This window comes from Flavobacterium amnicola (genome assembly GCF_004122165.1).
GTDB lineage: Bacteria > Bacteroidota > Bacteroidia > Flavobacteriales > Flavobacteriaceae > Flavobacterium > Flavobacterium amnicola.
The window spans coordinates 307,039-319,125 of record NZ_SBKO01000002.1 but is presented as its reverse complement, the minus strand read 5'-3'; the positions used below and the strand labels follow the sequence as shown (position 1 = coordinate 319,125).

Sequence of the window (12,087 nt, the reverse complement as noted above, 5' to 3'; positions counted from 1 at the left end):
AATATAAAAAAATCCTGCATTTATTGTGAATGCAGGATAATAATTTAGGTGTGTTGCAGTAGTTTTATTCTTTTCCGCCTTTGTGTTTTTCCTGCCATTTTTTAAGTTTTGCCCATTTGCCCTGATAGGCCATTAAGGCTTGTTTTGCCCAACTTCCAGGATTGTGTACGGCATATTTATCACCTGCGGCGGCTAAAATGGCTTTTGATTTTTTCAAAGGAGTTTCAGACAATGCTTTCCAAGTTTTAATGTCTTCATTGTGATATAATTGCTCAATTTTAGGGCCAATGCCTTCTACAATTTTTAAATCATCTTGTTTTATTTTTTTTCCGAAAGCAGCTAAAGCCAAAGCGGCATCAAAAGGTATTGACGTTTCACTTACGGATGCAAAACCTTGAGCGCTTTCATCACTACTTTTTGTTTTTGAAGAATCGAGGTCTGATTTCCATTTTGCGGATTGTTTTTTGCAAGCCTCTAAATCTTTTTCAAGCAAATGAATTTTTCCATTTAATTTATCATTCTCGGCTTGACTGACCTCTAATTTTGATTGCAAATTTAAATCGTTACCTCCTGATAACATTTTGCCCAATAAATAACCCAAAATGGCACTTATAAGACCTACTAGAAAGGGGATTAAAAAACACATAGTTAAATTGGTTTTGGTTAGTTTATTTTAAAGTAATTACAGTTCTTCTGTTTTTGGCTTTACCTTCAGGAGTGAGGTTGTCGGCAATGGGTTCATCGGGACCTTTAGATGTGGCTTCAATTCTTTCAGGATTAATGCCATTTTTAACTAAATATTCTTTGGCAAAATCAGCACGTTCTTTTCCTAATTGAATATTAATATTTCGATCTCCAACACTATCGGAATGGCCGACACAGCTAATTTTCGCATTCTGTACATGATCAAGATAGGTACTTAAATCCGCAATTTTTTGTCTTTCTTCAGGAGTTAAATTAATCTCGGTTTGGTTGGTATTAAAATATAATATCAGTGGATCTTCGGTAATTTTTTCCTTTAAAGCATTCCAATCATCACCTTTTGTATCTACAATATCATTTGAAACAGCGTAGGTAATTGGTCCTACTAAGGTTTGATTATCAGCTGTTAAAGCGGCTTTGATTTCACCATTAATTTCAAATCGATTGGAAGGGATTCCTTTAGAAATAAAATAATTTTTCACATCATTGGCGCGAGCAAATCCTAAATTAGGGAAAGCGGAAGTGTTTTTTTCGGTAGTTAAACAATATCCAGTTATTAATAAACTTCCGTTGGGTTTTTTATCGAAATAGGTTTTCAATTTTTCAATACCTATATTAATATTTGCATCTACTGGTTCAAGATGATTAAAAAAGTTGTTGGAGAAATTAAAGTTTTTCTCTGTATTATATTCAAAATCACTTCCTTTTAAATGAAATGCGCTTTCAATGTCAGTATTAACCTTCGTTGTATTTGGAGCTGTTTTATCTTTTGGTTCGCAACATTTGCAACAAAATTTAGAATACAAAAGGCTTCCTAAAACTATTGTTGCAAGAATGCCAAGTAGGTAAGTGGTTTGTTTAGACATGGTTACGTTGATTTCATTCAATCAAATTTAGTAAAAAAAACCTTATGTTTATATATGTGTCTAAAAATTAGCTACTTAGATTTTATTCGTGAATTATAGCTGTTTTAAACTCTTTTGTGTTGGCTGATTGAAGAAAATAATGAAAATTTTACTAAAACAGTAAAAATTTTGCAGTATCATGAATTTTTAAATTGTTTTTTTACTAATATTGCTTCCCAAATACTAAAAACAACCACTTATGAAAAACAAATACCATTTGTTGCCAATTTTGGCTTTATTTTCGATGGGAACGTTTGCACAACATACTGCAAAACACGAAACAGATGTTCCATATCAAAAAACATTAAAATTAGACCAACCAGTTTCTAAAGAAACGGCAATGTCTCAATTTAATAAAATGTATAATTTAAAAGCAGGTTATACATATCAAACGATTAGAACGACTTCTGATGTTTCAGGAATGACTCACGAAAGAATGCAACAATACTTCAATGGTATAAAAGTTGAGTTTGGGACATTAATTTTGCATTCCTTAAATGGAACTGTAGTATCAGTTAATGGGGAGTTGTATGATGCTTCACAAGCAAATTTAAAAGCGTCACTATCTCCAGATACGGGACTTTCACTTGCGATTAATAGTGTTGGAGCTCAAAAATATTTATGGCAAGATCCTGCACAAGCAAGCTTGATGGAGTATAGCATGCCGAAAGGGGAATTGGTTTTATTTTCAAATGCAATTACTGGAAAAGTTAGTTTGGCTTATAAGTATGATATTTATGCAACGGCTCCAATTTCTAGAGAAGATGTCTATGTAGATGCGAATTCAGGTGAAATTTTATTTAAAAATGCCATTATTAAACACGCCACTGGATTAATTTCTGACAAACAAATTAAATCGTATTCGGATAAAGTTGAAGAAGCTGTTGTTGGAAAATCAACCAATGCATTATTGACTGCAACCGCTGCTACACGTTATAGTGGAACAAAAAGCATTGAAACTTCACTTGATACAGGTTTAAGTAAATATGTTTTAAATGATGCTACCAGAGGTAATGGTATTGTTACTTATAATAGTGCAAATACGAATACCATGCCTTCAACACATTTTCAAGACAATGATAATGTTTGGACAGATGGAAATTATGTTGCAGGTCATGCAAGTAAAGATAATGCAGCTCTAGATGCCCATTGGGGTGCAATGAAAACGTTTGATTTTTGGAAAAATACCTTTAACAGAAATAGTTTTGACGATGCGAATGGACAAATAAGAAGTTATGTTCATTATAATGCGACCAATAATGGTACAACTGGATGGGATAATGCTCAATGGACAGGTTCTGTGATGCGTTATGGTGATGGAAGCAGTTTTAACGTTTTAACTTCTGTGGATGTAATCGGACATGAAATTGGTCATGCAGTTTGTCAGTATACCGCAAATCTAGTTTATGCTAATCAATCAGGAGCAATGAATGAAGGCTATTCGGATATTTGGGGTGCATGTATAGAACAGTATGCTAAGTTCGGTAATCTTAATGCGGGTACAGACACGGCTTCGCCTGGAACGTTAGGTGTTTGGAAAATCGGAGAAGAATTGGCTACTAATCCTTTACGTTCTATGAGTTATCCTTTAACTAGAAATAACCCAGATACTTTTTTAGGAACTCGATATACAGATACACAGGATGATAGTGGAATTATTCCAGCTTGTAATACTCCAGGTTCAGGAAATGACAATTGTGGAGTACATAACAATAGTGGTGTTTTGAACCACTGGTTTTATATTTTAACTGCTGGTAAGTCAGGAACTAATAATGCTTCTGCAGCAAATGGTGGGCCTGATACTTATAATGTAACGGGGATTGGAATGACGAAGTCTTCTCAAATTGCTTATTATGTGGAGAGAGATTATTTAACTCCAAATGCAAAATTTAGTGACGCCCGTACGGCTAGTATTGCGGTTGCTAGTGCATTATATTGCGCAAGTAGTCAGGAAGTGCAATCGGTAATGAATGCTTGGTATGCAGTAAATGTTGGTACTGCCTATGTGGGATATGCGAATGATGTTGCTTTAAAAACGATTTCAGGAGTTTCTAATATTGCCTGTGGTGCGCCATATTCCGCTTCAATTGTTTTCGAAAATGCAGGAACTGCAAGTATCAGTTCGGTTTCAATTTCTTATAATATCGATGGTGGTGCTAATACTAATCAAACTTGGACAGGCAGTTTGGCAAATTGTTCTACTCAATTATACCCAATTTCAATTTCAGGTTTAACCAGAGGTACACACGTTTTGTCTGTTACAACAACCATTACAAGTGATGGAAATGCCACAAACAATACGAAAACAACAGTGATTACGGTAAACACAAATGGTACCGTTAATACCGTTAATAATTTCAACACTGCCACTGATGTTTTAGTTTCTATAGATGAAAGTGGTACTACAAATAACTTATGGCAAAGAGGAACTTCCACAAAAACACAATTAAGTAATACAGTTGCAGGAAATTCACCTGTGTATGCTACAAAATTAGCTGGATTATACCCAGATGCTACAAAATCATATCTAGTATCACAATGTTATGATTTATCAACGGTTACAAGTCCGATGTTGAAGTTTGATATGGCTTATGATTTAGAAACAGATTGGGATATTTTATATATGGAGTATTCTACAGATGGAGGTGCTACATGGGGACAATTAGGAACTGGTGCAACTGCTAATTGGTATTCAAGTAATAGATTACCTAACGGGACAGATTGTTTTAATTGTATTGGTGGACAATGGACAGGAGAATTTGCATTAACGCGACCAGTAGGAGGAGGAACGCATGGTACTAAACGCCAGTACAGCTATGATTTATCTAGTTTTGGATTTGGTTCTAGAACTTTAGCACCACAAACCAACATGATGTTTAGATTCGTATTCTTATCAGATGAATCTGCAACAGAAGAAGGAGCGATTATTGATAATTTCGTAATTGAAGGAACTTTATCTAAAGAAGAAAATCAATTCGAACAATTCGCAGTTTATCCTAACCCTTCAAATGGAAAATTCAACATTGTATTATCTACAACAGATAAAGTTAATGTTCAATTATTTGACATGAGAGGACGATCTGTTTATAGTAAACTATACAATTCAACTGGTATTTCATTTAATCAACAAATTGATTTAAGCTCACTTTCATCGGGAGTTTATATTTTAAATGTGGAAAGTAATGGCAAAAAAGAAGCCAGAAGAATTATCATTGAATAACCAAAATGTATTGGTAACAAAAAACCCCGTTCCGATTATCGGAACGGGGTTTTATTTTCTGTGGAGTCGCCGAGAATCGAACTCGGGTCCAAACAAGCAATCAAAAAGCTTTCTACATGTTTAGTTCCTGATTAAATTTTCGATGTTATGCTACGCCAAGAACAGCAACACAACACTTAGCTTTATCAATGTCAAGAAGGATTTAAAGCATTACCTTCTCTAGGTTTACTTTTACGGTTCTCCTTGACGAAACGCCATAAACCAAGGCTTTTCAGGAGAATCCAGCTTCCCGACCTGGTCGGGACTAGGCAAATCGTACTATAATTCGGATTAAGCAGCTAAAGCGTAAGTATTTTCGCCGTGTAAAATTTTGAGACATTATATTAATGAGCAACACCTCAATGCTCAACATGCTTACAATCTAATTCCACTTGCTGTCAAAACCAGTCGACCCCAAATGAAGTCTGCAAACTTAATGAAAAAATATCAAAAACTATTCCACTAATTCATCTGATTTTTTTCGAATATGAAAAGGATAGTCTCCAAATAAACCAGTAGCCAATTTTAGGTAATAGGCTTTTCTTGTGTATTTATTGGAAAGGGCTATTAAGGTTGCTTTTTCATTAATCAATTTGATATAGGCAGAAGTATTTCCATGCCACCATCCGTTGTGATAGAACATTTTTTTATCATCACCCCATTCTAATAAGCGTATTCCCAATCCGTAGTTTCTTTTGCCTCGGCTTTCGTAACTATAGCCTTTAAATACTTCCTTTAACAGTTTTTTGTTCAAAAATGTCGGACTGTAAGTCGCCATATCAAATTTTAGCAAATCCCTCGCCGTAGAATAAATGTTTTTATCGCCATAAATATCATCCAAATGATTTAATGGATACTTGATATAATTCCCTTTATACGAAGCACTAACAGTATCGGCGTGTTTTTTTATATCAAAAACAAAAGTATTTTTCATATTTAAAGGTTCAAATATGAGTTTTTTCATGGCTGCTTTATAATCCATTTTAGTAATTTTTTCAATCACTAAAGCCAAAATGGCATAATTGGTATTACAGTAACTAAATCTACTATCCGGTTTGAATTCTAATTGAATATTATTATTGGCTAAAATCGGAATGATATCGGTATTTTGAAGCGTTTTATGTCGGTCCCAAACGCCTTTGTCCTCAATAAAATAACTATAATTTCTAATTCCACTTCGATGGTTTAAAAGCATTCGAATGGTGATATCCTCGTAAGGAAAATCAGGAAATAACGTTTTTACTTTTTGATCCAGCTTCAATTGTTTCGAATCTATAAGTAATAAAACTGCCGTAGCGGTTAACACTTTGCTTACAGAAGCTATATGTAGTGGTGTTTGAGCCGTTATCGCTTCTTGTTTTTCGAAATTAGCCATACCGCTATACTTCTCGTAAATAATATGACCATTTTGAGCGACTAATACACTTCCAGAGTAATCATTACTAAAAAACTCTTTGTCGTATAAATAGTTTAAACTATCGATGATGATTTTTTTCTTTTTTTCAGAGATAGTAGGTAAACTGTCCTCAAGAGGCTGCATTCGGTATACCGAACCCACTTTGTTTTCTTCTTTTGTTTTTTTTACTTTTCGTTGTTCAGTGCATGAAAAACAGATAGTTAATGTTGTAAAAAGTAAGAGTAGTTTTATATTTATTCTGGATGTCATTTTAAGTAGCTTGAAAGACAAATATAAATAAAGAAATCAGTTTCAAAAATAGCTTGACTATAATATTTTTGAGTTGTTTTGTGAATTCTAAATGTTATATTTGTAACAAATTATAAACGATGAGTTATATAATAATATAACCCTATAATCAACAAGTTAATGAAATTTGGATTAATAAAAGAGCGTAAAAATCCGCCAGACAGACGAGTGGTTTTTACTCCAACTGAATTACTAAAATTAAAAGAACAATTTCCACAGGCTGATTTTGAAGTAGAATCTTCTGATATTCGTGTTTTTCCGGATACTGCTTATGCTGAATTAGGAATTAAAGTCGATACCGATGTTTCCGATTGCGATGTGTTAATTGGGGTTAAAGAAGTTCCAGTGGAGGCGCTAATTCCAAATAAAACGTATTTTTTCTTTTCGCATACTATAAAAAAGCAATCGTATAACAGAAAACTGTTGGTGGCTTGTTTGGAAAAAAACATCACACTTGTTGATCATGAAACAATTGTTGATAAAAATAACAAACGATTAATTGGTTTTGGTCGTTATGCTGGAATTGTTGGAGCTTATAACGGAATTCGCGCTTTCGGAATGAAGTTTGATTTGTTCAATTTAGTGAAAGCAGAAACATTGAAAGATCAAAACGAATTGATTGAGCGTTTGCGTCGCCCAATGTTGCCGCCAATTAAAATTGTATTAACTGGTCATGGAAAAGTTGGATTAGGAGCCAAAGAAATGCTTGACGCGATGAAAATCAAACAGGTTTCGATTGAGGATTATCTGACTAAGAACTACGATAAGCCCGTTTATACGCATATCGATTTAGAAGATTATAATAAAAGAATAGACGGAAAACCTTTCGATAAAAAGGATTTTTATGCCAATCCACAGGAATATACGTCGAATTTTGAGCGTTTTTCAAAAGTTTCAGATATTTTCATGGCAGGACATTTTTATGGAAATGGCGCTCCTGCGATTTTAACTCGCGAAATGCTTAATGCACACGATAATAAAATTAAAGTGGTTGCCGATATTTCATGTGATGTTGATGGTCCGATTGCTTGTACACTTCGTGCTTCTACTATTGCTGATCCAATTTTTGGATATTTGCCTAGTGAACACAAAGAAGTGCATTATGATCATCCAGCAGCCATTGTGGTGATGTCTGTTGATAATCTACCTTGTGAATTGCCTAAAGATGCGAGTGAAGGTTTTGGAGAAATGTTCTTAGAACACGTTATTCCAGCCTTGTACAATAATGATGCGGATGGTATTTTGGAACGAGGGACTATTTGTAAAAACGGTCAATTAACCGAAAGATTCCAATACTTACAAGATTATGTAGATGGGAAATAAGTAATTTTTGTTAAAAAAAATAATGATTTTAAATTTTAAAGCCTCAATTTTTGAGGCTTTTACATTTCCTGCTATTTCTTTAAAAATAAATAAAAATTTAGCTCATATTCTGAAGAATGTGATTTATTTTTGAGGAAACTAAATGCAAAAAAATGAAAAAATTGCCCTTCCTACTCGTATTCACTTCATTCCTTGGGTTTGCTCAATCTAGTGATGAAGAACAATTAAAGGCCATATACCATCAATCGTTAACCAATTCGAAATGCTATTCTTGGTTGGATTATTTGTCGAATACAATTGGACATCGTCTCTCAGGTTCCGTTGGTGCTGAAAAAGCTGTACAATACACCAAAGCACAAATGGAAGCGTCTGGTACTTTTGATAAAGTATATTTACAAGAAGTAATGGTTCCGAAATGGGTGCGAGGTGAAAAAGAATCGGCTTATATTTTGGATGGAAAAAAGAAAGTTGCGGTTCCGATTTGCGCTCTCGGTGGTTCGGTAGCGACACCCAAAAAAGGGATCTTGGCAGAAGTCGTAGAAGTGAAGTCGCTAAAGGAATTAGAAACGTTAGGAGAAGCAAAACTTACCGGTAAAATTATATTCTTTAATCGCCCGATGAATCCCGAAAACGTGCAAGCATTTTTGTCGTATCGAGATGCCGGTGACCAGCGTCGTTCTGGCGCCAAAGAATCACTAAAATATGGTGCTTTGGGCGTTATTGTTCGTTCATTAACGTTTACCCTAGATGATTTTCCGCACACCGGAAATACGAATTATGGAGATGTATCAATTGATAAGCGAATTCCAGCCTGTGCCATCAGTACTAATGGTGCTAATTTGTTGAGTCAAATGTTAAAACAAAATCCGACACTAAAGTTCTATTTCAAACAATCTTGTTATCAAGAAGCTGATGTATTGTCGCATAATGTCATTGGAGAAATAAAAGGAACCTCAACCCCAGAAAATATTATTGTGGTGGGAGGACATTTGGATTCTTGGGATTTGGCCGATGGATCTCATGATGACGGAGCTGGCTGTGTGCAAAGTATGGAAGTGGCCAATATTTTTAAAAACATAGGTTACAAACCAAAAAATACGATTCGAGTGGTTTTATTCATGAATGAAGAAAATGGAGGTAGAGGAGGGGATAAATACCAGGAATTGGCTCAGAAAAACAATGAAAATCACATTTTTGCGATGGAAAGCGATTCGGGTGGATTTGTTCCAAGAGGTTTTTCTATTGAAGGAACCGATGCAAATCTGGCAAAAATTTCAAGTTTTAAAAATCTTTTTGAACCGTATTTTATACACAGTTTTACCGCTGGGCATGGTGGTTCTGATATTGAGCCTTTAACTTCGCCAAAATTAGTAAAAGCGGGGCTAAGACCTGATTCTCAACGCTATTTTGATTACCATCATGCCGGTAATGACAAGTTTGATGCCATCAACAAGAGAGAATTAGAATTAGGAGCGGCTACAATGACTGCTTTGATTTATTTGATTGATACCCATGGGATATAAAAAAGAGCGGTTTTATAACCGCTCTTTTTGTTTGCTATTAATTGGAACTCCAGTCAATTTTTCTTGAGAAGTACATCACTGCTCCAAGAATAGCGAATAATCCAATACTTCCTACTAATAAAGCATAACTTTCCAATTGAATAATTACATAAATGAAGGTGTATAAAGCTGATAGGGCTAATCCGATAAAAGTGGCGAATTTCTTGTTGTTCAATATTGAAGTGGAGTAGAGCGTAATCATAGTAATTACAGCTATTCCGGCAATGATATAGGCCAATTTAAAACTTGAATGTTCGGTTATCGAAATTAGTAAGGTATAGAACATGATTAAAGCCAAACCGATCATACTATACTGGAAAATATGAATACCAATTTTACTTATCGACTGAATCAAGAAGAAAACTAAGAAAGTCAACCCGATTACTAAGAAACCATATTTGGAAGCACGTTCATTTTGTTGGTATTCGTCTACGGTTTCAATAAGTTTGACACCAAAAGCATATTCGTTTAAATTCGGAATTTTATCCAGATGCTGTTGTGAAAACGAACGGTTAATGTCTAAAATCTTCCAATCGGCGTGGAATCCTTTTTTGGTGATCGATTTTGTGGTATCGTTAGCAGCAAAGGCACCTTCAAAACTTGGAGAATCCCAATCGGAATCAACACTTACCTTACTGGTTTTTCCAATCGGAAGGAATTTAATGCTCTTGCTTCCGTTGTATTGCATTTCAAAATTGAATTTTATGGCATCCGTTTTTGCTAACGTATGATAATCAAATTTATCCGACTCCAGCGTCCCGTAAATAGTATCTTCTTCCGATTTCGATTCGAAGTTCAGCTTCTGATTGTTTAAGTTGATATTCAAATCACTTTTGATACTTTTTAAATTGGTTGTTTTAACCACAATGGAAGCACTATTCCAAAGTAAATCTTCCGATTTGATATTCAGTTTTTCGAAATTAGGCTTGCCAAAGTGTCCGTCAAATTGCATGTTGGCGGTAAAAACCACATTGTTGTAAATGCCTCTTTTAAGGGAAGTGTTTTTCTTTACATTCGATTTGTTGTTTAATTTCTCAGGAAAGAAATACGCATATTTAATCGAAGATTTTCGTTCGATTGTTGTGATATTAGACTTTGGGTTGGTGACATTGTATTCGTCAAATGATTTGTATGGAATTTTGAGTATAGGGCCATAAAACAAGATGTCTTTTCCCCATAGTTCGGCCACTTCGTCTACCACTTCTTTTTTACGTTCAGAACGTTCTCTAATTAAATCTTTTACAAATTCTAGGGGAATAAGTAAAACAAGTGCTAAAAAGCCTACCAGCATCATTTTTGCGGTATTACTTTGAAAGATGGATACTGTTTTTTCTGTTTGTTGTGATTGATTTTCCATTTTTTAATTTATTGATTGTTAATTGTTAAAGTGAAATACAAATAGGCAATAGGAATATTGCTTAATACGATTAGGATTTTTATAGCTGTTTCTTCTTTTTTTGATTTAAAAGCAAACTCATATAACAAATAGAGGAGCAGGATAGAATTGATTAGTATTGCTAATAAAACATAGCAAAGTCCTATAATTATAAGGCTTTCGTTTTTTGTTAGCTGAAATGAAAGAAATAGTATGGTACCAATTAGAAAACTTCCAATGGCAAATAGTGTTGAGAATGATATTTTGTTACTATTCATATTTTATAATTTAAAGTACTTTGAATTTCAAAGTAAATGATTAAAAAAATAGTTTATGATTTGGATAATAATTTTTCCAATGCATTAATATGGTCTTGAAAGGCTTTTCTTCCATCAAGAGTGGCTTTATAACTTGTGTTTGGTTTTTTACCTATGAATTGTTTTTCCACCACAATATAATTTTCGCTTTCCAATGCTTTGGCATGACTGGCTAGGTTACCATCAGTAACACCAAGTAGTTCCTTGAGTGTAGAAAAATCGGCACTTTCATTGACCATTAGTACCGACATAATACCCAGTCGGATGCGATGATCAAAAGCTTTGTTTATATTTTGGATGATGTTTTTCATTACCGATTACTTTCTATCGTATTTAAAATGCATCATCGCGCCGTAGACAATATGACAAATTCCGAAACCTAAAATCCAAAAATACAATCCAAATCCCGAAAACTCAACGGCTAAAAGACCCAATATAATTTCGGAAATGCCCAAATAGCGAACATCACGCAAGGTATATTTACTAGCATTAACACAGGCCAGTCCGTAAAACAATAAAGTCGCTGGGGCGATCAAACCATAATTTTCATGACGGAGTAGGAGCAAGATGAAAATTCCACCGGTTACTAAAGGAATGGCAAAATTTACTAGCAATCGTTTTGAAGAGGTATTCCACATGTTTTCACCCACTTTTTTCGCTTTATTTACCGTCATAACGTAAGCCGTAAATAAAGAAGCTAACAGAACAATAACAGCAGTTGCTATAATTTTTTTGAACGTCATGCTTTCAAAGGCAATATAACTTTCTGTATTTTCCAACAGTAGTGTTTGTACATAAACAGCTCCAATTAAAGCATAAATTCCAGCTAAAACGCCTGATAATCCGCTTAACGAGATAAATTGAGTCGATTTGTTCATCAAATCCTTTATCTCCTTTAAATCTTGCAAATAATTTTTATCTTCCATTTTTTCGACTATT

The 12,087-nt window shown here is 34.3% G+C and carries 9 protein-coding genes and 1 other RNA gene; 3 read left to right on the top strand and 7 right to left on the bottom strand.

Translation table 11 applies throughout. The features are described from left to right. Positions 1–64 precede the first annotated feature (64 nt). Entirely contained in the window at positions 65–646 is a 582-nt protein-coding gene (locus EQG63_RS06970; RefSeq protein ID WP_129435640.1) for a hypothetical protein, read from the bottom strand. A 22-nt stretch (positions 647–668) separates the two neighbouring features. After that, positions 669–1,568, bottom strand: a complete 900-nt coding sequence (locus tag EQG63_RS06965) for an OmpA family protein (RefSeq protein WP_129435639.1) — start codon at positions 1,566–1,568, stop codon at positions 669–671. Between the two features lie 238 nt (positions 1,569–1,806). Between EQG63_RS06965 and EQG63_RS06960 the strand changes: the two genes are divergently transcribed. Next, positions 1,807–4,827, top strand: a complete 3,021-nt coding sequence (locus tag EQG63_RS06960) for a M4 family metallopeptidase (protein ID WP_129435638.1) — start codon at positions 1,807–1,809, stop codon at positions 4,825–4,827. A 58-nt stretch (positions 4,828–4,885) separates the two neighbouring features. Here EQG63_RS06960 and ssrA read toward each other — a convergent pair. Beyond that, positions 4,886–5,282: a transfer-messenger RNA gene (gene ssrA, locus EQG63_RS06955) on the bottom strand. Between the two features lie 38 nt (positions 5,283–5,320). Beyond that, the gene (locus EQG63_RS06950; protein WP_129435637.1) at positions 5,321–6,532 is read right to left on the bottom strand and encodes a serine hydrolase domain-containing protein; all 1,212 of its coding nucleotides are present in this window, start codon (positions 6,530–6,532) and stop codon (positions 5,321–5,323) included. A gap of 159 nt (positions 6,533–6,691) precedes the next feature. On the opposite strand from EQG63_RS06950, the gene EQG63_RS06945 reads away from it, so the two are divergent. Then, entirely contained in the window at positions 6,692–7,894 is a 1,203-nt protein-coding gene (locus EQG63_RS06945) for an NAD(P)-dependent oxidoreductase (RefSeq protein ID WP_129435636.1), read from the top strand. A gap of 152 nt (positions 7,895–8,046) precedes the next feature. After that, a complete protein-coding gene (locus EQG63_RS06940) occupies positions 8,047–9,417 on the top strand; it encodes a M28 family peptidase (RefSeq protein ID WP_129435635.1) in 1,371 nt (456 codons plus the stop codon). Positions 9,418–9,454: 37 nt separating this feature from the next. Here EQG63_RS06940 and creD read toward each other — a convergent pair whose 3' ends face one another. From creD to EQG63_RS06925, 3 genes are all read right to left on the bottom strand, one after another. Next, positions 9,455–10,813 (bottom strand): cell envelope integrity protein CreD, encoded by a 1,359-nt coding sequence (gene creD, locus EQG63_RS06935; RefSeq protein ID WP_129435634.1) that lies wholly within the window; start codon positions 10,811–10,813, stop codon positions 9,455–9,457. Positions 10,814–11,162: 349 nt separating this feature from the next. After that, the gene (locus tag EQG63_RS06930; RefSeq protein ID WP_129435633.1) at positions 11,163–11,459 is read right to left on the bottom strand and encodes a winged helix-turn-helix domain-containing protein; all 297 of its coding nucleotides are present in this window, start codon (positions 11,457–11,459) and stop codon (positions 11,163–11,165) included. A gap of 6 nt (positions 11,460–11,465) precedes the next feature. Next, entirely contained in the window at positions 11,466–12,074 is a 609-nt protein-coding gene (locus EQG63_RS06925; protein ID WP_129435632.1) for a hypothetical protein, read from the bottom strand. Between the last annotated feature and the right edge of the window lie 13 nt (positions 12,075–12,087).

Excerpts from the sequence above, each read along its gene's own strand:
- EQG63_RS06960 (WP_129435638.1), top strand. The coding sequence starts at position 1,807 with ATGAAAAACAAATACCATTTGTTGCCAATTTTGGCTTTATTTTCGATG.
- EQG63_RS06925 (WP_129435632.1), bottom strand. The coding sequence starts at position 12,074 with ATGGAAGATAAAAATTATTTGCAAGATTTAAAGGAGATAAAGGATTTG.
- EQG63_RS06940 (WP_129435635.1), top strand. The coding sequence starts at position 8,047 with ATGAAAAAATTGCCCTTCCTACTCGTATTCACTTCATTCCTTGGGTTT.
- EQG63_RS06970 (WP_129435640.1), bottom strand. The coding sequence starts at position 646 with ATGTGTTTTTTAATCCCCTTTCTAGTAGGTCTTATAAGTGCCATTTTG.
- EQG63_RS06945 (WP_129435636.1), top strand. The coding sequence starts at position 6,692 with ATGAAATTTGGATTAATAAAAGAGCGTAAAAATCCGCCAGACAGACGA.
- EQG63_RS06930 (WP_129435633.1), bottom strand. The coding sequence starts at position 11,459 with ATGAAAAACATCATCCAAAATATAAACAAAGCTTTTGATCATCGCATC.
- creD (WP_129435634.1), bottom strand. The coding sequence starts at position 10,813 with ATGGAAAATCAATCACAACAAACAGAAAAAACAGTATCCATCTTTCAA.
- EQG63_RS06950 (WP_129435637.1), bottom strand. The coding sequence starts at position 6,532 with ATGACATCCAGAATAAATATAAAACTACTCTTACTTTTTACAACATTA.
- EQG63_RS06965 (WP_129435639.1), bottom strand. The coding sequence starts at position 1,568 with ATGTCTAAACAAACCACTTACCTACTTGGCATTCTTGCAACAATAGTT.